This is a genomic window from Streptomyces sp. Root1310 (assembly GCF_001426425.1).
GTDB lineage: Bacteria > Actinomycetota > Actinomycetes > Streptomycetales > Streptomycetaceae > Streptomyces.
This window is the reverse complement of record NZ_LMEQ01000001.1, coordinates 438,095-460,044: the sequence shown is the minus strand read 5'-3', so window position 1 is coordinate 460,044 and position 21,950 is coordinate 438,095. Positions and strand designations below refer to the sequence as shown.

Sequence of the window (21,950 nt, the reverse complement as noted above, 5' to 3'; positions counted from 1 at the left end):
GGCCCGGAGTCGCCACACAACCCGCATTGACGACCTATTAGGCGCCCGTCCCCACCCCTTCGGGGTGACCCGCGGCGCGTATGCCACCCTCCCCGCGAACCCCCGGAAGGCGTCGGCTAGGGTTTGGTCCGCATAAACATCCAAACCCCTGCCCGACGCAGGGCGGCGACCGACCCGCGAGAAGGCAGGCCGCAGCCAACCGCGCGGGCGAGACTCTCGGGAAGGCGCTACGTGAGTCCCAACGGCTCCGACCGCTCGCCGCGGCGCCCGATGCGGCGGAAGCTGCTCCAGGCAATGACCGCGGGCCTGGTCCTGGCGACCGCCACCGGTTGCACATACAAGGACTTCCCCCGCCTTGGTATGCCCACCCCGGTCACAGAAGAGGCTCCGCGGATCCTCTCCCTGTGGCAGGGCTCCTGGGCAGCCGCGCTGGCCACCGGCGTGCTGGTGTGGGGCCTGATCCTGTGGAGTGCTTTCTTCCACCGGCGCAGTCGCACCAAGGTCGAAGTTCCTCCGCAGACCCGGTACAACATGCCCATCGAGGCGCTGTACACGGTGGTTCCGATCATCATCGTCTCGGTGCTGTTCTATTTCACTGCCCGTGACGAGTCGAAGCTGCTGAGCCTCGACAAGAAGCCCGATGTCACGGTGAACGTGGTCGGCTTCCAGTGGAGCTGGTGCTTCAACTACATCGAGAACGTCGACGGTTCCGACGGGAACGCGAAGACCGACAAGAACCTGGCCGCGATCCCGGACCGGTTCAAGGCGGACTTCCCCGACAACGCCGGCGGCGTCTACACCTGCGGTACTCCCGGTGAGCGGAACCCGCAGACCAACAACCCCGGCCCGACCCTCTGGCTCCCTGAGGGCAAGACGGTCCGCTTCGTCCTCACCTCGCGTGACGTCATCCACTCCTTCTGGGTGGTGCCGTTCCTGATGAAGCAGGACGTCATCCCGGGCCACACCAACTCCTTCCAGGTGACCCCCAACAAGGAGGGCACCTACCTGGGCAAGTGCGCCGAGCTCTGCGGCGTCGACCACTCCCGGATGCTCTTCAACGTGAAGGTCGTCTCCCAGGAGCGCTACGAGCAGCACCTCAAGGACCTCGTGAAGAAGGGGCAGACCGGTTACGTTCCCGCGGGCATCGAGCAGACGAGCCACGAGAAGAACCGGGAGACGAACAACCTGTGAGCATCCTCAACGAACCCCAGGGTGCCTCCGCAGCTGAGGACGCGTACGAGAACGAGCTGCCGGTCAGGCGCAAGCAGCCCGGCAACGTCGTGGTGAAGTGGCTGACGACCACCGACCACAAGACCATCGGTACGTTGTACCTGGTCACGTCGTTCGCGTTCTTCTGCATCGGTGGCGTCATGGCGCTCCTCATGCGCGCCGAGCTCGCCCGACCGGGCTTGCAGATCATGTCGAACGAGCAGTTCAACCAAGCGTTCACGATGCACGGCACGATCATGCTGCTGATGTTCGCGACGCCGCTGTTCGCCGGCTTCACGAACTGGATCATGCCGCTCCAGATCGGCGCGCCGGACGTCGCCTTCCCGCGGCTGAACATGTTCGCCTACTGGCTGTACCTGTTCGGCTCGCTGATCGCCGTCGCCGGCTTCCTCACCCCGCAGGGTGCGGCCGACTTCGGCTGGTTCGCCTACGCCCCGCTGTCGGACGCGGTCCGCAGCCCGGGCATCGGCGCCGACATGTGGATCATGGGTCTGGCCTTCTCCGGCTTCGGCACGATCCTCGGCTCGGTCAACTTCATCACCACGATCATCTGCATGCGCGCGCCCGGCATGACGATGTTCCGGATGCCGATCTTCACCTGGAACGTCCTGCTGACCGGTGTCCTGGTCCTGCTGGCCTTCCCGGTCCTCGCGGCCGCGCTGTTCGCCCTGGAGGCGGACCGCAAGTTCGGTGCCCATGTCTTCGACGCGGCCAACGGCGGCGCGCTGCTGTGGCAACACCTCTTCTGGTTCTTCGGCCATCCAGAGGTGTACATCATCGCCTTGCCGTTCTTCGGGATCATCTCCGAAGTGATCCCGGTGTTCTCCCGCAAGCCGATGTTCGGCTACATGGGCCTGATCGCGGCCACCATCTCGATCGCCGGTCTCTCCGTGACGGTGTGGGCGCACCACATGTACGTCACGGGTGGCGTGCTGCTGCCGTTCTTCTCCTTCATGACGTTCCTCATCGCCGTGCCGACGGGCGTGAAGTTCTTCAACTGGATCGGAACGATGTGGAAGGGCTCACTGTCCTTCGAGACACCGATGCTGTGGGCGACGGGCTTCCTCATCACCTTCACCTTCGGTGGTCTGACCGGCGTCATCCTGGCCTCGCCGCCGATGGACTTCCACGTGTCCGACTCGTACTTCGTGGTGGCGCACTTCCACTACGTCGTCTTCGGCACCGTCGTCTTCGCGATGTTCTCCGGCTTCCACTTCTGGTGGCCGAAGTTCACCGGCAAGATGCTCGACGAGCGCCTCGGCAAGATCACCTTCTGGACGCTGTTCGTCGGCTTCCACGGCACCTTCCTGGTCCAGCACTGGCTGGGTGCCGAGGGCATGCCGCGCCGGTACGCCGACTACCTGGCGGCCGACGGCTTCACCGCCCTGAACACGATCTCGACGATCAGCTCGTTCGTCCTCGGTCTGTCCGTGCTGCCGTTCTTCTACAACGTGTGGAAGACCGCCAAGTACGGCAAGCCGGTCGGCGTCGACGACCCGTGGGGCTACGGCCGCTCCCTGGAGTGGGCCACCTCCTGCCCGCCGCCGCGCCACAACTTCCTCACCCTGCCGCGGATCCGCAGTGAATCCCCGGCGTTCGACCTGCACCACCCCGAGATCGCCGCGCTCGAGCAGCTGGAGCACGCCGGCCACGGTGCCAGTGCCATCTCGGGCAGCAAGGAGGCCGGCAAGTGAAGATCCAGGGCAAGATGTTCGTCTGGCTGAGCGTCTTCGTCCTCGTCATGGCGATCGTCTATGGCGTGTGGTCGAAGGAGCCGGCCGGTACCACGGCGCTCTTCCTGGCCTTCGGCCTGTGCATCATGATCGGCTTCTACCTGGGCTTCACCGCCCGGCGGGTCGACGCGGGCGCGCAGGACAACAAGGAGGCGGACGTCGCGGACGACGCCGGCGAGCTGGGCTTCTTCAGCCCGCACAGCTGGCAGCCGCTGTCGCTGGGCATCGGCGGCGCCCTGGCCTTCCTGGGGGTCGCTGTCGGCTGGTGGCTGCTGTACTTCTCGCTGCCGCTGATCCTCATCGGTCTGTGGGGCTGGGTCTTCGAGTACTACCGCGGTGAGAGCCGCACCCAGTAGCACGCACTGAACGCGGGCTGAGCCCGGACACTCCGTCAGGAGGGTCCGGGCTCACGCTTTTGCCGCAACGGTGCTCCTCCGTCCGTGTCACTCAGCGCGCCGCGGCCGACCCGGCTCCCTAGCGTGAAGCCATGAGCCACGAACCCCGCCCTCGCACCGTCGTGGGCTGCACCCTCCTGGTGATCGCCCTGGGCGCGGTCGCAAGCGCCTGCGGCTCGGACGGCAACCCGCTCTCCGCGCGCCCCTACGACGCGACGGACCAGATCTCCTTCGGCAACCTCGGTGGCGACGGGAAGAAGTCCGACCCGGACAAGCCCCTCGAGGTCACCGCGGAGGACGACGACCGCATCACGGACGTCACCGCCGTGGACGCCACAGGCCGCTACGTGGCGGGCGAACTCGCCGCCGACGGCAGCCGCTGGCACAGCACCGAGCCGCTGGCCGCGAACGCCCACTACACGGTCCGCGTGAGCACCGAGGACGACGACGGCGCCCCCGGCCGCCGGGTGCTCACCTTCGACACCGGCAGGCCCACCTCCAAGAAGCGCCTGGGGGTCGAGTTCGGTCCCGACGCGGGCGAGTACGGGGTCGGCCAGCCCGTCACCGCCAAGCTGGACCAGCCCATCAAGGACCCCGCCCAGCGGGCCGTCGTCGAGCGCGCCCTCAAGGTCGACTCGACGCCGTCCGTGCAGGGCGGCTGGCACTGGGTGGACGACAAGGAACTCCACTACCGGCCGCAGGAGTACTGGCCCGCCCACGCCAGCCTCCGGGTGCACAGCAACCTGGACGGCATCAAGATCAGCGACCGGCTGTGGGGCGGTCCCACGAAGGACCTCAAGCTCACGATCGGCGACCGGGTCATCGCCGTCACGGACGCGTCGTCGCACTCCATGACGGTCTTCAAGAACAACGAGGAGATCAACCAGATCCCCGTCACCACCGGCAAGCCGGGCTTCGAGACCCGCAACGGCGTCAAGGTCGTCCTGGGCAAGGAGTACTTCGTACGGATGCGCGGCACCACGGTCGGCATCGCGGAGGGCTCCTCGGAGTCCTACGACCTGCCCGTGTACTACGCCACCCGCGTCACCTGGAGCGGTGAGTACGTCCACGCCGCCCCCTGGTCCGTGGGCTCCCAGGGGTACGCGAACGTCAGCCACGGCTGCACCGGCATGAGCACGTCCAACGCCGAGTGGTTCTTCGACCACATCCGGCAGGGCGACGTCGTCCAGGTGGTCAACAGCTACGGCGACACCATGGAGACCTTCGGCAACGGCTTCGGCGACTGGAACCTGGACTGGAAGAAGTGGACCAAGGGCAGCGCGCTGACGGGCGGCAAGCAGAAGACCGAGCAGGACACGTCGAGACTGCGGCCCGCGGCGGTGTAGGCACGGCCGGGTGCGCGGTCGCCGGTTGCGCGGCCGCCGGGGCGCGGGCAACCCCACGCCCCTGTGGCCCCGCTAGGCGCTCTGTGTAAGGCTCTTGCGCCGCATCAGGGACGCCAGGGCCGAAGCGAACTCCACGGGCTCCACAGGCAGCGTCACAGCCGCGTCAGCGCGGCTCCAGGTGGCGAGCCAGGCGTCCTGGGGCCGCCCGATGAGCAGCAGCACCGGCGGGCACCGGAACACCTCGTCCTTGATCTGCCGGCACAGCCCCATGCCACCCATGGGCGCGGCCTCGCCGTCCAGGACGACGACGTCGACGCCGCCCCTGTCCAGCTCTCGCAGCACCGCCGCGGGCGTCGCGCACTCCAGGAACTCCACCACGGGGACGTCCGGTGCGGGCCTGCGCCCGGTCGCGAGCCGGACCTGCTCGCGGGTGTTGGCGTCGTCGCTGTAGACCAGCACCGTGGCGGTCGCCTGCATGCTTCCTCCGTGACATCAGCGTCGTACGGACAGAACCGATGCCGCGGATGCTACTCCCTTGAACACGTCGTCAACACCGCTTGGAACACCACTTCGATGGGCCATACGGGCAGTACACACGGTGCGAACACTCCGAACGGCACCCCCCGGAGTGAGGGCGGGATAAGGGACCGACATAATGTCGGTCGTGGCGACAGCAACGACAGTAGAAACCGGGCACGCGCACCCGTCGGTCAATCGGCCGAACCTCACCAGTGTCGGAACCATCATCTGGCTGAGTTCCGAGCTGATGTTCTTCGCGGCCCTCTTCGCGATGTACTTCACCCTGCGATCGGTGACGGGTCCTGATCACTGGAAGGAAATGGCCGAGGCCCTGAACTTCCCGTTCTCGGCCACCAACACCACGATCCTGGTGCTCTCCTCGCTCACCTGCCAGCTCGGCGTCTTCGCCGCCGAGCGCGGTGACGTGAAGAAGCTCAGGATGTGGTTCATCGTCACCTTCATCATGGGTGCGATCTTCATCGGCGGTCAGATCTTCGAGTACACGGAGCTGGTGAAGAAGGACGGGCTCTCGCTCTCCTCCGACCCGTACGGCTCGGTGTTCTACCTGACCACCGGCTTCCACGGCATGCACGTGACGGGCGGCCTCATCGCCTTCCTGTTCGTCCTCGGGCGCACCTACGCGGCCAAGAGGTTCACCCACGAGCAGGCGACCGCGGCCATCGTCGTGTCCTACTACTGGCACTTCGTCGATGTCGTCTGGATCGGCCTCTTCGCCACGATCTACATGATCAAGTAGCCGGGCACGCTCGCTCCCGCACATCCCAAGCATCGACGCAGAAGATCCTGACACCGGGGTAATCCGTGAAAAAGCTCTCCGCACGACGACGCCATCCGCTGGCGGCGCTCGTCGTCCTACTCCTCGCGCTGGCGGCTACCGGGGGGCTGTACGCCGCGTTTGCGCCCGCGAGCAAGGCGCAGGCAGACGACACCGCCCAGTCCCTCGCCATCGACGAGGGCAAGAAGCTCTACGCCGTTGGCTGCGCAAGCTGCCACGGCACCGGCGGTCAGGGGACCTCCGACGGCCCGAGCCTGGTCGGCGTGGGCGCCGCGGCCGTCGACTTCCAGGTCGGCACCGGGCGCATGCCCGCGGCCACCTCGCAGGGCGCCCAGGTGCCCGCGAAGAAGGTCATCTACACGCAGGCCGAGATCGACCAGCTCGCCGCGTTCATCTCCTCCCTGGGCGCCGGCCCGTCCGTCCCCACCGACGCCGAGTACGGCCCGGAGGGTGCGGACATCGCCAAGGGTGGCGAGCTGTTCCGCACCAACTGCGCGCAGTGCCACAACTTCACCGGCAAGGGCGGTGCCCTCACCAAGGGCAAGTACGCCCCGACCCTCGAGGGCGTGGACCCGAAGCACATCTACGAGGCCATGCAGACCGGCCCGCAGAACATGCCTTCCTTCCCCGACACCACCCTGTCGGAGCAGAACAAGAAGGACATCATCGCGTACCTGCACGCGGTCAACAGCGACGAGACGAACAACCCCGGTGGTCTGGAGCTGGGCGGCCTCGGGCCGGTCAGTGAGGGCCTGTTCGCGTGGATCTTCGGTCTCGGTGCCCTGATCGCGGTAGCCGTCTGGGTCGCCGCTCGGACCGCAAAGGCCAAGAAGTCATGAGTAGCCAAGACATTCCAGAAGAGAACCTGCCCGCTGAGCAGGGCCACGCACACGGCAGCGCCGTAGGCGTCGCGGACGAGCAGAACCCGTTCGCGGACCCGGGGCTGCCGCCCCACGAGCATCGCGTCCAGGACATCGACGAGCGGGCCGCCAAGCGGTCCGAGCGTGCGGTCGCCTTCCTGTTCACGCTGTCGATGCTCGCCACGGTCGGCTTCATCGCCTCGTACGTGGCGATCCCCGCCGACAAGTCGATCTTCGTGTTCCCGATCGGCCACCTCAGCGCGCTGAACTTCGCGCTGGGTCTGACGCTGGGCACGGCGCTGTTCACCATCGGCGCCGGCGCGGTCCACTGGGCCCGCACCCTGATGTCCGACGTGGAGGTCGCCGACGAGCGGCACGCGATCGCCGCGACCCCCGAGGTCCGTGCGAAGGTCCACTCGGACTTCAAGCAGGGCGCCAAGGAGTCCGCGATCGGCCGTCGCAAGCTGATCCGCAACACGATGTTCGGCGCGCTCACGCTCGTGCCGCTGTCCGGTGTCGTGCTCCTGCGCGACCTCGGCCCGCTGCCCGAGGACAAGCTGCGTCACACGCTGTGGGCCAAGGGCAAGCTGCTCGTCAACATGAACACGAACGAGCCGCTGCGTCCCTCGGACGTCGCCGTCGGTTCGCTCACCTTCGCCAAGCCCGAGGGCCTGGAGGAGCACGACGAGGAGTTCCAGAACGAGATCGCCAAGGCGGCCCTGATGATCGTCCGGCTCCAGCCGGACAACATCAAGGACAAGCAGGAACTCGACTGGTCCTACCAGGGCATCGTGGCGTACTCGAAGATCTGCACCCACGTCGGTTGCCCGATCTCGCTGTACGAGCAGCAGACGCACCACGTGCTGTGCCCCTGCCACCAGTCCACCTTCGACCTCTCCGACGGTGCCCGAGTGATCTTCGGTCCCGCCGGCCACGCCCTGCCGCAGCTGCGCATCGGTGTGAACGACGAGGGCTATCTCGAGGCGCTCGGCGACTTCGAAGAGCCCGTCGGTCCTGCTTTCTGGGAGCGCGGATGAGCACGAACGAGAACCTCGAGAGCAACGAGTCCCGTGAACGCGGGAAGGCTCCGGCGGGCGAGCGGATCGCCGACTGGGCCGACGGCCGGCTGGGGATCTACTCCCTGGCCAAGGCCAACATGCGCAAGATCTTCCCCGACCACTGGTCGTTCATGCTGGGTGAGATCTGCCTCTACAGCTTCATCATCATCATCCTCACGGGTGTGTACCTGACGCTGTTCTTCCACCCGTCGATGAACGAGGTGGAGTACCACGGCAGCTACGTCCCGCTCCAGGGACAGCTGATGTCCGAGGCGTTCAGCTCGACCCTGCACATCTCCTTCGACGTGCGCGGCGGTCTGCTCATCCGGCAGATCCACCACTGGGCGGCGCTGATCTTCCTCGCCGGCATGTTCGTGCACATGATGCGGGTGTTCTTCACGGGCGCGTTCCGCAAGCCGCGTGAGATCAACTGGCTGTTCGGCTTCCTGCTGTTCGTCCTCGGCATGTTCACCGGTTTCACCGGTTACTCGCTCCCGGACGACCTGCTCTCCGGCACCGGTGTCCGCTTCACCCAGGGCGCGATCCTGTCGATGCCGATCGTCGGCACCTACATCTCGATGTTCCTGTTCGGCGGGGAGTTCCCGGGCCACGACTTCGTGGCGCGGTTCTACTCGATCCACATCCTGCTGCTGCCGGGCATCATGCTCGGGCTGGTGGTCGGCCACCTGATCCTGGTCTTCTACCACAAGCACACGCAGTTCGCGGGCCCCGGCAAGAGCAACAAGAACGTCGTCGGCATGCCGCTGCTGCCGGTGTACATGGCCAAGGCCGGAGGCTTCTTCTTCCTGGTCTTCGGTGTCATCGGGGTCATCGCGGGCATCGCGCAGATCAACCCGATCTGGGCCATGGGCCCCTACCGTCCGGACCAGGTGTCGACCGGCGCCCAGCCCGACTGGTACATGGGCTTCGCCGAGGGTCTGATCCGCTTCATGCCGGGCTGGGAGATCAACATCTGGGGCCACACCCTGGTCCTGGGCGTGTTCATCCCGCTGGTGCTGTTCGGTGTTCTCCTCGCGATCCTCGCGCTGTACCCCTTCATCGAGTCGTGGGTCACGGGCGACAAGCGCGAGCACCACATCCTGGACCGGCCGCGCAACGCCCCGACGCGCACCGCGCTGGGTGTCGCCTGGGTCACGATGTACATGATCATGCTGGTCGGCGGTGGCAACGACCTGTGGGCCACCCACCTCCACCTGTCGATCAACTCGATCACCTGGTTCGTCCGGATCTTCTTCATCGCCGGACCGGTCATCGCGTACATCGCCACCAAGCGGATCTGCCTCGGCCTCCAGCGCCGGGACCGGGACAAGGTGCTGCACGGTCGCGAGACCGGCACCATCAAGCGCCTGCCGCACGGTGAGTTCATCGAGATCCACGAGCCGCTCAGCCAGGAGCAGCTGCACACCCTCACGGCGCACGAGCAGTACGAGCCGGCCGCGATCGGCGCCGCCGTCGACGAGAACGGCGTCGAGCGCAAGGTGAAGGGCACGGAGAAGCTCCGCGCCAAGATCAGCGGGGCGTACTTCGGTGAGGATCAGCAGATTCCGAAGCCCACCGTGGAGGAGTACAAGGAGATCACGAGCGGCCACGGCCACCACTGATCGCTGAGGCGTCGCCACGCCGCAGGAAAGGGCCCCGTCCGGTCTTCGGACGGGGCCCTTTGCCGTGCCCACGGGCTGGATAGGGTGGGGTGCACCTTGTCACGAGGCGCACGACGGCACACGACGTACTCGACACACTCGACGTACACGACGACACACGCAGGAGCGGCTATGAGCGCTGTGACCCCCGCTGGAGGCGACATCGCGGCGGGCCGTTCCTGGCCCGAGGTGCTGAACGGTCTGCTGTACGGCCGCGACCAGGACGCCGACGCCACCTTCTGGGCGCTGGACCGGATCATGCGCGGCGAGGCGACCGACGCGCAGATCGCCGGGTTCGTGGTGGCGCTGCGGGCCAAGGGCGAGACCGTCGCGGAGATCAACGGGCTCGTCCGGGCGATGTACGAGCACGCCAACCTGATCGAGGTGCCCGGACGGACCGTCGACATCGTCGGCACCGGCGGCGACGGTGCGAAGACGGTCAACATCTCCACGATGTCGGCGATCGTCGTGGCCGGCTCGGGCGCCACGGTCGTCAAGCACGGCAACCGGGCGGCGTCCTCCGCGTCCGGCGCCTCCGACGTCCTGGAGAAGCTCGGCGTCAATCTGGAGCTGACCCCGCGGCGGGTGGCCGAGGTGGCCCAGGAGGCCGGGATCACCTTCTGCTTCGCGATCAAGTTCCACCCGGCGCTGCGTCATGTGGGCGCCGCGCGCGGCCAGTTGGGGATCCGCACGGTGTTCAACGTGCTCGGCCCGCTGACCAACCCCGCCAAGGTGCGGGCCCAGGCGGTCGGGGTCGCGGACCCGCGGATGGCGCCGGTCGTCGCGGGCGTCTTCGCCGAGCGCGGCAACTCGTCCCTGGTCTTCCGGGGCGACGACGGGCTCGACGAGCTGACCACGACGGCCACGTCCCATGTGTGGGTCGTCCGCGACGGCAAGGTCACCGAGGAGACGTTCGACCCGCGTGACGTCGGGCTCGAGCTGGTCCCGGTCGAGGCTCTGCGGGGCGGGGACCCCTCGTACAACGCGGAGGTCGCCCGCCGCCTTCTGGAGGGCGAGACGGGCCCGGTGCGGGACGCCGTGCTGCTGAACTCGGCGGCGGCGCTGGTGGCCCTGGACCCGGGCTCCGGGTCCCTTGCCGGGCAACTGCGCGAGGGCATGGACAGGGCGGCCGAGTCGATCGACTCGGGTGCGGCCAAGCGGGCGCTGGACCGCTGGGTCGCAGCCACCCGGGCGTGACGCCCCACCGCTGACTGTCGTCCCGCGATCCGGACACGGGTTGCGGGACGGCGATCACTTCACGTAGGTTCCTGTATCAGGTCATGAGTGACAGTCATGAGGCCCCGGCCGACTGTCCGGCAACCCTCCGTCCGTGGCGGGGTGCCCCGGGTGAAGACCAGGTCGTAGGCAGCGAGGTCTACGGCAAGCGCGGACCCCTCGCACTCTTCTGAGTGAGTACCGCCAGGGGTCCTGGTCGTTCGAGGGAGTCTTCCGTGAGCAAGCGAATGCGATAGGGCGTAGAGCCCCGCCTCCGCATACCCCTTTCACCTTCCTCCGTGCTCGAGCCATGTCCGCTCGCACGGCGGTTCCCCCTTGCCTCTCACGGGAGTTCGCCATGTCTGTCTCCACTGCTGCCGCCACCCGTACCGTTTGTGCACAGCTGCCCGTTCTCGGCGGGGATGTCACGGTCCCGCTCGTGACGGGTGGCGAGGTCACCTACGCGGCGCTCGACTACGCGGCCAGCGCCCCCGCCCTCCAGCGCGTCTGGGACGACGTGGCGGCCTACGCCCCGTACTACGGCAGCGTCCACCGGGGTGCCGGCTACCTCTCGCAGCTGTCCACGGACCTCTTCGAGAACGCCCGCACGACGGTGGCCGAGTTCCTGGACTGCCGCCCCGACGACCAGCTGGTCTTCACCCGCTCGACGACGGACTCCCTCAACCTGCTGGCGCGGGCGCTCCCCGCCGGCTGCCAGGTCTTCGTCTTCGAGACCGAGCACCACGCCTCGCTGCTGCCCTGGCAGGACGCCCGGGTCACCTACCTGGACGCCCCGCGCACCCCGCGCCAGGCCGTCGAGACGCTGGAGCGGGCCCTCGCCGACCGGGAGCCGTACGGCCCGGCCCTGGTCTGCGTCACCGGCGCCTCGAACGTCACCGGCGAGCTGTGGCCGGTACGCGAGCTGGCGGCCGCCGCGCACGCGCACGGCGCCCGGATCGTCCTGGACGCGGCCCAGCTGGCCCCGCACCACCCGGTCTCCGTCCAGGAGCTCGACGTCGACTGGGTCGCCTTCTCCGGCCACAAGCTGTACGCGCCCTTCGGCTCCGGCGTGCTGGCCGGCCGTGCCGACTGGCTGGTGGCGGCCGACCCGTACCTGGCCGGCGGCGGCGCCAGCCGCAAGGTCACGCGGCGCGAGGACGGGGGAGTGGACGTGGAGTGGCACGAGAGCGCCGCCCGCCACGAGGCCGGCTCCCCGAACGTGATCGGCGCCTACTCCATCGCCTCGGCGTGCAAGGCCCTCACCGAGGCGGGCTTCGACAGCCTGGTCGCCCGGGAGGAGTACCTGATCGCGAAGGTGCGGGCCGGTCTGGCCGCGGTCCCGCAGGTGAAGGTGCTGTCGCTGTTCGGGGACGACGCGCCGCGGGTCGGCGTGATCTCCTTCGTCGTCGAGGGCTGGAACAGCTCCCACTTCGCGGCCGCCCTCTCCGCCGAGTACGGCATCGGGGTCCGCGACGGGCTCTTCTGCGCCCACCCGCTGGTCCGTACCCTGCTCGGCGGCGACCCGCAGACCCAGGGCGAGTGCGGCGCCCCCGAGGCGGCTCCCGGCGAGAAGTCCCTCAACGCGATCCGGGTGAGCTTCGGCGCGGGCACCCCGGACGAGCATGTGGAGCGCTTCGTGAACGCCGTGCGCGAACTGGTGAGCGAGGGCGCGCGGTGGCAGTACCGGACGGAGGACGGCCGCTGCGTGCCCGCGGTCTGAGCGACGGTCCGCCGGAGGCGGTGTTCAGCCGGTCGGGGGTCCGGCGGGTCAGGTGGCCGGCGGGTCAGGTGGCCGGCCGGTCAGGAGTCCAGACCGATCGCGAACGCCGCCTCCAGGTCGTGCTGCGAGTAGGTGCGGAAGGCGACGTGCGTGTCCGTGCCCTCCACTCCGGGGATCTTGCTGATGCTGCCCGGGATGACCTCCGCCAGGTCCTCGTGCTCCTTGACCCGCACCATGGCGATCAGGTCGTACGTCCCGGTGACGGAGAAGACCTCGCTGACGGAGTCCAGCGAAGCGATCCGCTCCGCGATCTCGGGAATCCGGTCCACGCTGGTCTTGATGAGGACGATCGCGGTGATCACGGCTGGTTCTCTCCCTCGGGGGCCGGAGCTGGGGCGGGCTTCACTCTAGTCGCCCGCCCGTCACCCGCCGCCGCCCCTTCGGGGCCGCCCTTCGCACCTCTGTTCTTCCCGGAACGGGCCCACGCGTAGAGGAGCCCCAGGCCGAAGCCCACCAGGTGGGCCAGATAGGCGACCCCCGGCCCCTGGGCGGCCCGCCCCGCCGCCACCCACTGCAGGGCCGCCCAGAAGGGCAGCACGACCCATGCCGGGAAGCGCAGCGGCAGGAAGAACAGGAACGGCAGGAGACTGGTCACCCGCGCTCGGGGGAACAGGTACAGAAACGCGCCGAGGACCGCGGAGATCGCCCCGGAGGCGCCGACCAGGGACTGTGACGACTCGGCGTTGGCGGCGGCGTAGCCCAGCAGGGCCAGATAGCCGCAGCCGAGGTAGAACAGCGTGAACTCGACGCGGCCCATCCGGTCCTCGGTCATCGTCCCGAAGACGTAGAGGAAGAGCATGTTGCCCAGCAGGTGCACCCAGCTGCCGTGGACGAAGAGGGCCGTGGCCGGGGTCAGGGCGGCCCGCGGGGCGCCCTCGAAGAGTTCGCCGGGCACCACGCCCCAACGCCGGAAGTAGGCGCGCTGCGCGGCCAGCAGCTCGTCGCCGGAGCCGTACGCCGGATTGAAGCCCGAGGCGGGCCCGATCAGGAAGATCAGGCAGCACAGGGCGATCAGTGCGTAGGTCACCGGCGCCGGGCGGTTGCGGACCACCCTGCCGACCGTCCCGTTCCAGTCGCCGATCATGGGAACAAAGCATGACGTAATCGGACGCACTCGCCCGGATCGCCTCGCCGCCGCGGACGGATGGGCGGCGAGTACCCGCCAGGCCGTAGGGTTACGAGCCATACGCGCTGGGGAGCCTCCGGCCCGACCCCGGCAACCGGAAGCACGACACTAGAAGGAAGCGGACAGCCACGATGACGGTTCCCCTCCCGACCGCCGCGACGCGGTGGCGCTGCACGCTCTGCGGCAACCTCACGCGGTTCGACGTGACGCGCTCGTCGAAGGTCGTCGAGTACGTGCACCTCGACCTCGCCGGTGAGCCGAAGGTCGAGGAGCGCGAGGTGGTCAGTGAGACCATCGAGTCGGTGCGGTGCCGCTGGTGCAACGCCGTGGACCAGGTGGAACTCGTGGATCGGCCGGGCGCCGGTTCCTGACGACGGGGGTCCCTCCGCTCGAGCGAAGCCGAGAGTGGGGAGGCCCGCACAGTATTGGGGTGTGACGGATGGTGGAGAGCGCAGGCGGGGGGCCGGGCGACGGCGCCGCCGAGATGCTCGACCGTCCGCTGCCGGACGGCGTGCGGCGCAGGGTCGTACAGATCGTCTCCGACGGCTTCGGCGGGCTGACCGTCGGCGAACTGCCGGTCCAGTTGCGGCAGTACGCCCGGTTCGCCCCGAACCGGCGGGCGAAGTTCGCGGGCAACGCGATGGCGGCCGCGCTGGAGACCGATCCGCTCTTCCGGCAGCGCATCGCCGAGAAGTTCAGAGAGGCCCAGCCGGAACTCGCCGGCGCTCTCGACTCCGGCTCGCCGACCCCGGCCGCGGACCCGCACGAAGTGGCGGCCGCGGCCTACGTGCTGCGGCCCCCCGGCTGGGTGAAGCTGGTGACCGCGGCCGGCGAGGAGGCCCAGCGGGCGGACGCCGAACGGGCCGGCGAGGAGAGCCGGGCCGAACTGGAGCGGCTGCGCGAGGAGCTCGACCGGGCCCGGGAGCAGTCCCGGGCGGGCACCGAGGGGCTGCGCGCCGAACTGGACGCGGCGAGGAAGGAAGCGGAATCGCTCCATCGCAAGCTGCGTTCGGCGCTCAGCGACGTGAAGCGGGGCGAGGCCGCGCTGCGCAAGGTGCGCGGAGAGCTGGAGACCGTGCGCGCCGAGGGTCAGACCCAGGTGTCGGCCGCGGAGAGCGAGGCCCGGCGGCTGAAGGCGCGGCTCGGCGAGGTGGAGGCGGCGCTGGAGGCGACCCGGCGGGCGGCGCGCGAGGGGCGCAGCGTCGAGGACATGCGGGTGCGGCTGCTGCTGGACACGGTGCTCGACGCGGCCCAAGGGCTGCGGCGGGAACTGGCGTTGCCGCCGGTGTCGGTGCGTCCGGCGGCAACCGTCGACGCGGTCGAACCGGGACGAATGACCCCGAAGGACATCGCCACGCGTGCCCTGTCGGAGAACGATCCGGCCATTCTCGACCAGTTGCTCGCGCTGCCCCAGGCCCATCTCGTCGTCGACGGCTACAACGTCACCAAGACCGGCTATCCGCAGATGCCGCTGGAGAAGCAGCGGCTCCGGCTCCTGGGGCAGCTCTCGCAGCTCGCCGCGCAGACCGGCGCCGAGGTCACCTGTGTCTTCGACGGGGCCGAACTGGCCGCTCCGGTGCTGCTCGCGCCGCCGCGCGGGGTGCGGGTGCTGTTCTCCAAGCCGGGTGTCACGGCCGACGAGCTGATCCGTCAGCTGGTGCGGGCCGAGCCGCCGGGCCGGCCCGTCATCGTCGCCTCGACCGACCGTGAGGTGGCCGACGGGATCGCCAAGGCGGGTGCCCGACCGGTGGCTTCCGCGGTACTTCTGAAGAGGCTGTCCTAAACGTCGAAGTTCCAGGTTTATTGACCGAATTGGCGGGATCGTCACGCAACGTAGCGTCAATCGAGCATGACTACATGTGAGTTGATTGAAAAAACTGCGTTGCGTGATGGGTTTTTTTCTCCTGAGGATTTGAACTGATCACGGCGAGGTCACTAAGGTCAGGGCTCGCATCTCCAAACGGGTGATCACTCAAAAGAAGGAGCCCGTCTCCGTGGCGTCCCACCGTCGACCGAAGCAGCCGAGTCGCGCACGCGTGACCGTGCTGACCACCGCAGCCGCCGCTGCCGTCGTGCTGAGCTCGCAGGCCGCCAACGCGGCACCCAGCGAGAAGCTCACGAAGGACGAGGTCAAGACCAAGGTCGACAAGCTCTACGAGGACGCGGAGCAGGCCACCGAGAAGTACAACGGTGCCAAGGAGAAGCAGGAGAAGCTCCAGAAGGAGATCTCCACCATCCAGGACAACGTCGCTCGCGGTCAGGCCGACCTCAACGAGCTGCGCGACTCCATGGGTCTGGCGGCCGCGGCCCAGTACCGCACCGGGTCCATAGACCCCTCCCTGCAGCTGCTCCTCTCCTCGGACCCGGACGACTATCTGGACAAGGCGTCCGCCGCCGACCAGCTCAGCGCCCAGCAGGTCGAGGCGCTGAAGAAGATCCAGGAGAAGCAGCGCGAGCTCGCCCAGGAGCGCAGCGAGGCCTCCACCAAGCTCAAGGACCTCGCCACCACCCGCACCGAACTGGGCAAGAAGAAGAAGGAAGTCCAGGCCAAGCTCACCGAGGCGCGCAAGCTCCTCAACACGCTGACGGCCAAGGAGCAGGCGTCCCTCGCGGCCGCCGACGCCCGTGCCAGCCGCGACGCCGGCGACCGCGTGGACCTCGGCGACGCCCCGGCGGGTTCCGGCCGGGCCATGGCCGCCTTCCAGGCCGCGCAGAGCCAGCTCGGCAAGCCGTACCAGTACGGTGCCACCGGCACGGCCACGTACGACTGCTCGGGCCTGACCTCCTGGGCCTACGCCCAGGCCGGCGTCTCCATCCCGCGTACCTCGCAGGCCCAGGCCAACGCCGGTACCCGCATCTACTCGCAGAGTGCCCTCAAGGTCGGCGACCTGGTCATCTTCTACGGCGACCAGCACCACGTCGGCTTCTACGCGGGCAACGGCCAGGTGCTGCACGCCCCGCGCACCGGCACCGTCGTGCGCTACGAGTCGATCAACAACATGCCCTTCCAGTTCGGCGTCCGGATCTGAGCGGTCCCGAGATCGGGACACCACGCCGCCCGAACGGGCGAATCACGACAACGAGAAGTGACCCCACGCCCCGCCGGTGACCTGCGTCAGCGGCGGGGCGTCACTGTGCGTTGCCGTCGAGGTCTTTGGCCGACCCCCCACCTCGGGGCTACTGTCTGCCGCGTTTCCCTGTCCGCCAGCGGAAGGAGCGCGGCATCCCGTGGGGTCCCATCGCCGCCTTGCACAGTCCGGGTTCGACCGGGGCGCCGGCAGCGCCCTGAGCGTGCTGTCCGTCGCGGCCGCCGCACTCGGCGCCGTGTCCGCCGTACCGGCCACGGCCGCTCCGCACGACGACACCCGCGCCGAGGTGGACCGTCTCTACGAGGAGGCCGAGAAGGCCACCGAGGCCTACAACACGGCGGACGAGCGCGCCGACACCCTGCGGGGGCAGGTCGGCGTGGCCCAGGACCACATCGCCCGGCAGCAGGAGCGCATCAACGGCCTGCGGGAGCAGCTCGGTTCGCTGGCCGGCGCCCAGTACCGCTCCGGCGGCCTCGACCCCTCCCTGGCGCTGCTGTTCTCCGACGACCCGGAGGAGTACCTCGCCAAGGCGTCCGTCCTCGACCGGATCACCGCCCACCAGGCCGGCGAGCTGAGGGAACTCCAGGGCGCCATGCGGGAACTCACCCAGGAGCGCGCCGAGGCCGCGGGCCGACTCGCCGAACTCGAGAAGAGCCGTAAGGCCGTGGTGCGGCACAAGCGGACCGTCGAGCAGAAGCTCGCCAAGGCGCGGCAGCTGCTGAACACCCTGCCGTCCGCCGAACGCGCCGCCTTCGACCGGGCCTCGCGCTCCGGCCGGGACAGCATGGCCGACCTGTCGGGCGCCGTCCCGGCCTCCGGCCGCGCGGGCGCCGCCGTGGCCGCCGTGCGCTCCGCGCTCGGCAAGCCGTACGTCTGGGGCGCCAACGGGCCCACCGGGTTCGACTGTTCGGGCCTCATGCAGTGGTCGTACGCGCAGGCCGGGATCTCGCTGCCGCGCACCTCGCAGGCCCAGGCGCACGCGGGCCGCCGGGTGCCGCTCTCCCAGGCCCGGCCCGGCGACATCGTCACCTACCGCTCCGACGCCAGCCATGTCGGCATGTACGTCGGCAACGGCCAGGTCATCCACGCCCCCTATCCGGGGGCGCCGGTGCGTTACGACCCGGTCGGGATGATGCCGGTCTCGTCCGTGACCCGGCCCTGAGCGGAGCCCGCGCGGGGCCGCCGCCGTACGATCGGGAGAATGGCTGGTCGAGGGCGGGCGCGCGGACCCGGGGTGCTGGGGCTCTGTCTGCTGCTCGTCTCGCTCCTCGGCGCGCTGGTCGGCTGCGGCGGGCGGGCCACCTCGGACGACGCGAAGGCCGATGTGCAGCGGGTCCTCGACCGGCGGGCCGCCGCGGTCCTGGAGCACGACCGGGGCGCCTACGCGGCCACCGGCGCCGCCGCCGGATACGCCGCGGTGCGGGCCGTTCCGCTGGCGGCCTGGTCGTACCGGGTGACGGCGCTCCACCGCAGCGGGGACACCGCCACCGCCGACGCCGAACTGAGCTACCGCGTCGACGGCTACGACAAGGCCCCGGTGACCACGGCCCGCGTGCTGCGCCTGACCCGTGACGGGGCGGGCCGGTGGTCGGTGGCCTCGGACAAACCGGCGACGAAGGCCGGCCAGCAGCTGTGGGACCAGGGCGCGGTGAGCGTCGTACGGGGGGCGCACAGCCTCGTCCTGGGGGTCGGGCAGTCCGAGGCGCGGCTGCGCTCCTTCGCCGACCTGGCCGACGACGCCGTCCCGGAGGTCTCGGCGGCCTGGGGCACGGGCTGGGCGGGGCACCTCGTCGTCCTCGTACCGAAGTCCCTGGAGGGCATGGCGGGGCTGCTCGGTTCGCCCGCCTCCTCCTACCGGGGGATCGCCGCGGTCACCACGGGCGAGACGGGCGGCGGGACCCGGACGCCCGCGGACCGGATCATCGTCAACCCGGACGCGTACGGCATGCTCGGCCGGGTCGGCCGGCAGGTGGTCCTCACCCACGAGGCCACCCATGTCGCGACGCGCGCCCACACCAACGCGGCCACCCCGCTGTGGCTGTCCGAGGGGTACGCCGACTGGGTGGGCTACCGCGGCACGGGCCGTACCCCCGCCGAGGTCGCCCCGGAGCTCCTGCACTCCGTCACGGTCGGCGCCGTCCCCGCGGCGCTGCCCGCCGACGGCGACTTCGGCTTCTCCGGCGACGCCGACCGGCTGGCCCAGGCGTACGAGGGCGGCTGGCTGGCCTGCCGGATGATCGCCGAACGGTGGGACGAGGTGAAGCTGGACGCGTTCTACCGGGCGGTGGGGGAGCACGGGAAGCGGCCGGGGTCGGTGGAGGGCGCGCTGGAGAGCGTGCTGGGCACCTCCCTCGCGGAGTTCACCGCGGACTGGCAGGCCTATCTGAAGGCTCAGCTCGCCTGAGCCGGCCGTTCGACGGCCTCGCGCGGCCGGGCCCGCTCCGCCTCGCGCGGCCGGGCCCGCTCCGCCTCGGCCACGGCCCGGGCGAGCCGCAGCACGCCCTGCCGGAACAGGTTCCCGGCCCTCCTCCGCCCCCGTACGGGCCCGGCCGCGGCGGGCGTGGCCCGGGCGTCAGGGGGAGACCGCGGGCTCACTGGTGCGGGCGGCCTGACCGGCCGGGGGAGCCGGGACCGCCCCCGGCACCGTCGAGCGCCACAGCCGGACGGCCGCGACGATCGCCGCGGCCACCAGCAGGCCGTTGCGCAGGAACAGGAGGGTGAGGCCGAGCGGGCTGCTCGTCACGACGTCCGCGAAGTAGACGGGGAACTCCAGCACCGTCACGAAGGACGCGGCCAGGACCAGGACGGCGGGCAGGGCCATACCGCCGGCGCGGAAGCACAGGCAGACCGCCGCGAGGCCGATCAGCCACACCAAGTACTGCGGGCTGATCACCCGGCTGGTGACGGTGAACAGCAGGACCGCCGTGAACGCCGCCTCCGCGAGCGTCTGCGGCGCGAAACGCCTCGCCGCCAGCCGCCACAGCAGCAGCCAGCCGAACGCGACCGCCGTCAGCCCCAGGGCCACGTCGCTCACCACGCCGACGTACGGGCCGAGGAACTCCAGCGAGCCGTACCGCAGCAGCACCTGGCCCTGCCAGCCGAACTGCCGGGCCACATGGAGGGCGAGGGCGCCCAGCGACTCCACCTCGGTGCCCCGGTCGCGCTGGAAGGTGAGGAAGGCGAAGGCGCCGGGCATGGCCAGCGCGAACAGCGCGGCCAGCGCGCCGGCGGTCACCGCCGCCGCGCCCCAGGCCCGCCTGCGCACGGCCCCCGCCAGCAGCAGCGCGGGCCACACCTTCAGCAGCACCGCGAGACCCGTCAGCGCGCCCATCACGCGGGGCCGCCGCACGCCCGCGACCAGCGCGCCGACCGCGACCGCCGTCACCATCACGTCGTAGCGGGAGTAGACGGTGGGACCGAGCAGCGGTACGCCCGCCACCCACGTCCAGGCGCCGCGCAGCGACCGGCCGGGGCGCAGTCCCGTGTTCAGCAGCAACATGAGGACGGCCAGGTCGGCGAGGAAGGCCAGGACGAAGAAGGCCGACGCGTAGTCGAGGAAGGGCAGCAGGCCGGGGGAGAGGATCGCGAGGGCGGCGGCGGGCGGGTACTGCCAGGTGACGTCGGCGGCCGGGAACGTGCCGCCGCTCAGCACCTCGTACCAGCCCTGGTAGGTGACGGAGATGTCGCTGGTGACGTCCGGGCCGGGGAAGAGGAACACCTTGAAGACGAAGAGCAGCAGCGCGAGCCGGGTCACGCCCCAGGTTGTCAGCAGGCAGGTCAGGGGCCGCCTCGCAGCCGTCGCGTCCATGGCGCACATGATCTCCCCGCGGGCTGTGAAGCGCGGCCGGACGCGGCTGTGAATGAGGTTTGGATAAGGTCGGCTGCGATGCACAAGACCCTCATCGTGACGAACGACTTCCCGCCCCGCCCGGGCGGCATCCAGGCGTTCCTGCACAACATCGCGCTCCGGCTCGACCCCGACCGGCTCGTCGTCTACGCGTCCACCTGGAAGCGTTCCCGCGAGGGTGTCGAGGCGACGGCCGCCTTCGACGCCGAGCAGCCCTTCACCGTCGTCCGGGACTCCACGACGATGCTGCTGCCGACCCCCGGGGCGACCCGCCGGGCCGTCGGGCTGCTGCGGGAGCACGGGTGCGGGTCGGTGTGGTTCGGGGCGGCCGCGCCGCTCGGGCTGATGGCGCCGGCGTTGCGGAGGGCGGGCGCCGAGCGGCTGGTGGCCACCACTCACGGGCACGAGGCCGGGTGGGCGCAGCTGCCCGCCGCCCGGCAGCTGCTCGGCCGGATCGGCGAGAGCACGGACACGATCACCTACCTCGGCGAGTACACCCGCTCGCGGATCGCGACGGCGCTGAGCGCCGGGGCGGCCGGGCGGATGGTGCAGCTGCCGCCGGGCGTCGACGAGAAGACCTTCCACCCGGGGTCGGGCGGCGAGGAGGTACGGGCCCGGCTCGGGCTGACCGACCGGCCGGTGGTCGTGTGCGTCTCGCGGCTCGTGCCGCGCAAGGGCCAGGACACGCTGATCCTCGCCATGCCGCGGATCCTGGCCGCCGAGCCGGAGGCGGTCCTGCTGATCGTCGGCGGCGGGCCGTACGAGAAGGACCTGCGCAGGCTCGCCCACGAGCGCGGGGTGGCGGACGCGGTGCGCTTCACCGGGGCGGTGCCCTGGTCGGAGCTGCCCGCCCACTACGGCGCGGGGGACGTGTTCGCGATGCCGTGCCGGACACGCCGGGGCGGACTCGACGTCGAGGGGCTCGGGATCGTCTACCTGGAGGCGTCGGCGACCGGGCTGCCCGTCGTCGCCGGGGACTCGGGCGGGGCGCCCGACGCCGTGCTCGACGGGGAGACGGGGTGGGTCGTGCGGGGCGGTTCCCCGGCCGACGCGGCCGACCGCATCGTCGCCCTGCTCGGGGACGCGGAGCTGCGCCGCCGGATGGGGGAGCGCGGGCGCGCCTGGGTGGAGGAGAAGTGGCGGTGGGACCTGCTGGCGGAGAGGTTGAAGACGTTGCTCTGACTCCTCCCTCCGCGCCGGGCGGAGGCGGAGGACCGCCGACCCCGCCCGCGTGACGGCGAGCCGATGCAGCGTCAGTAGACGGCCGGCGGCGCTCTGTTGACGGGCCGGCGGCG

Annotated in this window: 20 protein-coding genes and 1 riboswitch; of the genes, 16 read left to right on the top strand and 4 right to left on the bottom strand. The window is 70.1% G+C overall.

All coding sequences use genetic code 11. The annotated features are described in order from the left end of the window. The first annotated feature begins 231 nt into the window (after window positions 1-231). The 4 genes from coxB to ASD48_RS02095 all read left to right on the top strand — a co-directional run bounded on the left by coxB (window position 232) and on the right by ASD48_RS02095 (window position 4,704). A complete protein-coding gene (gene coxB, locus ASD48_RS02110) occupies window positions 232-1,191 on the top strand; it encodes a cytochrome c oxidase subunit II (RefSeq protein ID WP_020130003.1) in 960 nt (319 codons plus the stop codon). Next, window positions 1,188-2,924 carry a cytochrome c oxidase subunit I gene (gene ctaD / locus ASD48_RS02105; protein ID WP_057599610.1) on the top strand — a complete coding sequence of 579 codons (1,737 nt, stop codon included), beginning with the start codon at window positions 1,188-1,190 and terminating at the stop codon, window positions 2,922-2,924. The genes coxB and ctaD overlap by 4 nt, the downstream gene beginning before the upstream one ends. Then, window positions 2,921-3,319: a cytochrome c oxidase subunit 4 gene (locus ASD48_RS02100; protein ID WP_020130001.1), complete on the top strand. Its 399-nt coding sequence runs from the start codon at window positions 2,921-2,923 to the stop codon at window positions 3,317-3,319. The genes ctaD and ASD48_RS02100 overlap by 4 nt, the downstream gene beginning before the upstream one ends. A 131-nt stretch (window positions 3,320-3,450) precedes the next feature. Continuing rightward, complete coding sequence (locus ASD48_RS02095) at window positions 3,451-4,704, top strand: Ig-like domain-containing protein (RefSeq protein ID WP_057599609.1); 1,254 nt, start codon at window positions 3,451-3,453, stop codon at window positions 4,702-4,704. Between the two features lie 72 nt (window positions 4,705-4,776). Here the strand turns inward: ASD48_RS02095 and ASD48_RS02090 are convergent, their stop codons facing one another. Further along, window positions 4,777-5,181 (bottom strand): response regulator transcription factor, encoded by a 405-nt coding sequence (locus tag ASD48_RS02090; protein WP_057599607.1) that lies wholly within the window; start codon window positions 5,179-5,181, stop codon window positions 4,777-4,779. A gap of 178 nt (window positions 5,182-5,359) precedes the next feature. On the opposite strand from ASD48_RS02090, the gene ASD48_RS02085 reads away from it, so the two are divergent. From ASD48_RS02085 to ASD48_RS02060, 6 genes are all read left to right on the top strand, one after another. Beyond that, entirely contained in the window at window positions 5,360-5,980 is a 621-nt protein-coding gene (locus tag ASD48_RS02085) for a heme-copper oxidase subunit III (RefSeq protein WP_020129998.1), read from the top strand. Between the two features lie 65 nt (window positions 5,981-6,045). Beyond that, window positions 6,046-6,858, top strand: a complete 813-nt coding sequence (locus tag ASD48_RS02080; protein ID WP_057599605.1) for a c-type cytochrome — start codon at window positions 6,046-6,048, stop codon at window positions 6,856-6,858. Continuing rightward, entirely contained in the window at window positions 6,855-7,916 is a 1,062-nt protein-coding gene (locus ASD48_RS02075) for a Rieske 2Fe-2S domain-containing protein (protein WP_057599604.1), read from the top strand. The genes ASD48_RS02080 and ASD48_RS02075 overlap by 4 nt, the downstream gene beginning before the upstream one ends. After that, window positions 7,913-9,559: a cytochrome bc complex cytochrome b subunit gene (locus tag ASD48_RS02070; protein ID WP_057599602.1), complete on the top strand. Its 1,647-nt coding sequence runs from the start codon at window positions 7,913-7,915 to the stop codon at window positions 9,557-9,559. Before ASD48_RS02075 ends, ASD48_RS02070 begins: the two co-directional genes overlap by 4 nt. Window positions 9,560-9,730: 171 nt before the next feature. Next, entirely contained in the window at window positions 9,731-10,795 is a 1,065-nt protein-coding gene (gene trpD, locus ASD48_RS02065) for an anthranilate phosphoribosyltransferase (RefSeq protein ID WP_057599600.1), read from the top strand. A 79-nt stretch (window positions 10,796-10,874) separates the two neighbouring features. Continuing rightward, a riboswitch (SAM riboswitch) is annotated at window positions 10,875-10,991 on the top strand. A 180-nt stretch (window positions 10,992-11,171) separates the two neighbouring features. Beyond that, on the top strand, window positions 11,172-12,533 hold the full coding sequence (locus ASD48_RS02060) for an aminotransferase class V-fold PLP-dependent enzyme (RefSeq protein WP_057599598.1): 1,362 nt from the start codon (window positions 11,172-11,174) through the stop codon (window positions 12,531-12,533). A gap of 80 nt (window positions 12,534-12,613) precedes the next feature. On the opposite strand, the gene ASD48_RS02055 is transcribed toward ASD48_RS02060, so the two are convergent. After that, window positions 12,614-12,895 (bottom strand): Lrp/AsnC ligand binding domain-containing protein, encoded by a 282-nt coding sequence (locus tag ASD48_RS02055; protein WP_020129992.1) that lies wholly within the window; start codon window positions 12,893-12,895, stop codon window positions 12,614-12,616. Beyond that, on the bottom strand, window positions 12,892-13,677 hold the full coding sequence (locus tag ASD48_RS02050; RefSeq protein WP_057599596.1) for a rhomboid family intramembrane serine protease: 786 nt from the start codon (window positions 13,675-13,677) through the stop codon (window positions 12,892-12,894). The genes ASD48_RS02055 and ASD48_RS02050 overlap by 4 nt, the downstream gene beginning before the upstream one ends. A gap of 173 nt (window positions 13,678-13,850) precedes the next feature. Between ASD48_RS02050 and ASD48_RS02045 the strand changes: the two genes are divergently transcribed. The 5 genes from ASD48_RS02045 to ASD48_RS02025 all read left to right on the top strand — a co-directional run bounded on the left by ASD48_RS02045 (window position 13,851) and on the right by ASD48_RS02025 (window position 19,212). After that, window positions 13,851-14,090, top strand: coding sequence for a hypothetical protein (locus ASD48_RS02045; protein WP_020129990.1), 240 nt, complete (start codon window positions 13,851-13,853; stop codon window positions 14,088-14,090). 68 nt (window positions 14,091-14,158) lie between these two features. Further along, window positions 14,159-15,502, top strand: a complete 1,344-nt coding sequence (locus ASD48_RS02040; protein WP_057599595.1) for an NYN domain-containing protein — start codon at window positions 14,159-14,161, stop codon at window positions 15,500-15,502. A 211-nt stretch (window positions 15,503-15,713) separates the two neighbouring features. Then, on the top strand, window positions 15,714-16,748 hold the full coding sequence (locus tag ASD48_RS02035) for a C40 family peptidase (protein ID WP_057599594.1): 1,035 nt from the start codon (window positions 15,714-15,716) through the stop codon (window positions 16,746-16,748). 199 nt (window positions 16,749-16,947) lie between these two features. Then, on the top strand, window positions 16,948-17,970 hold the full coding sequence (locus ASD48_RS02030; RefSeq protein WP_057599593.1) for a C40 family peptidase: 1,023 nt from the start codon (window positions 16,948-16,950) through the stop codon (window positions 17,968-17,970). 39 nt (window positions 17,971-18,009) lie between these two features. Continuing rightward, window positions 18,010-19,212, top strand: a complete 1,203-nt coding sequence (locus ASD48_RS02025) for a hypothetical protein (RefSeq protein ID WP_057599592.1) — start codon at window positions 18,010-18,012, stop codon at window positions 19,210-19,212. A 168-nt stretch (window positions 19,213-19,380) separates the two neighbouring features. Here ASD48_RS02025 and ASD48_RS02020 read toward each other — a convergent pair whose 3' ends face one another. Next, on the bottom strand, window positions 19,381-20,616 hold the full coding sequence (locus tag ASD48_RS02020) for a glycosyltransferase family 87 protein (RefSeq protein ID WP_057599591.1): 1,236 nt from the start codon (window positions 20,614-20,616) through the stop codon (window positions 19,381-19,383). A 78-nt stretch (window positions 20,617-20,694) separates the two neighbouring features. Between ASD48_RS02020 and ASD48_RS02015 the strand changes: the two genes are divergently transcribed. Next, window positions 20,695-21,837 carry a glycosyltransferase family 4 protein gene (locus ASD48_RS02015; protein ID WP_057599589.1) on the top strand — a complete coding sequence of 381 codons (1,143 nt, stop codon included), beginning with the start codon at window positions 20,695-20,697 and terminating at the stop codon, window positions 21,835-21,837. Window positions 21,838-21,950 lie beyond the last annotated feature (113 nt).

Bases quoted from the DNA above. Each gene is read 5' to 3' on its own strand.
- ASD48_RS02095 (WP_057599609.1), top strand. From the start codon at position 3,451: ATGAGCCACGAACCCCGCCCTCGCACCGTCGTGGGCTGCACCCTCCTG.
- ASD48_RS02090 (WP_057599607.1), bottom strand. From the start codon at position 5,181: ATGCAGGCGACCGCCACGGTGCTGGTCTACAGCGACGACGCCAACACC.
- ASD48_RS02085 (WP_020129998.1), top strand. From the start codon at position 5,360: ATGTCGGTCGTGGCGACAGCAACGACAGTAGAAACCGGGCACGCGCAC.
- ASD48_RS02075 (WP_057599604.1), top strand. From the start codon at position 6,855: ATGAGTAGCCAAGACATTCCAGAAGAGAACCTGCCCGCTGAGCAGGGC.
- ASD48_RS02070 (WP_057599602.1), top strand. From the start codon at position 7,913: ATGAGCACGAACGAGAACCTCGAGAGCAACGAGTCCCGTGAACGCGGG.
- trpD (WP_057599600.1), top strand. From the start codon at position 9,731: ATGAGCGCTGTGACCCCCGCTGGAGGCGACATCGCGGCGGGCCGTTCC.
- ASD48_RS02060 (WP_057599598.1), top strand. From the start codon at position 11,172: ATGTCTGTCTCCACTGCTGCCGCCACCCGTACCGTTTGTGCACAGCTG.
- ASD48_RS02050 (WP_057599596.1), bottom strand. From the start codon at position 13,677: ATGATCGGCGACTGGAACGGGACGGTCGGCAGGGTGGTCCGCAACCGC.
- ASD48_RS02045 (WP_020129990.1), top strand. From the start codon at position 13,851: ATGACGGTTCCCCTCCCGACCGCCGCGACGCGGTGGCGCTGCACGCTC.
- ASD48_RS02040 (WP_057599595.1), top strand. From the start codon at position 14,159: ATGGTGGAGAGCGCAGGCGGGGGGCCGGGCGACGGCGCCGCCGAGATG.
- ASD48_RS02025 (WP_057599592.1), top strand. From the start codon at position 18,010: ATGGCTGGTCGAGGGCGGGCGCGCGGACCCGGGGTGCTGGGGCTCTGT.
- ASD48_RS02020 (WP_057599591.1), bottom strand. From the start codon at position 20,616: ATGGACGCGACGGCTGCGAGGCGGCCCCTGACCTGCCTGCTGACAACC.
- ASD48_RS02015 (WP_057599589.1), top strand. From the start codon at position 20,695: ATGCACAAGACCCTCATCGTGACGAACGACTTCCCGCCCCGCCCGGGC.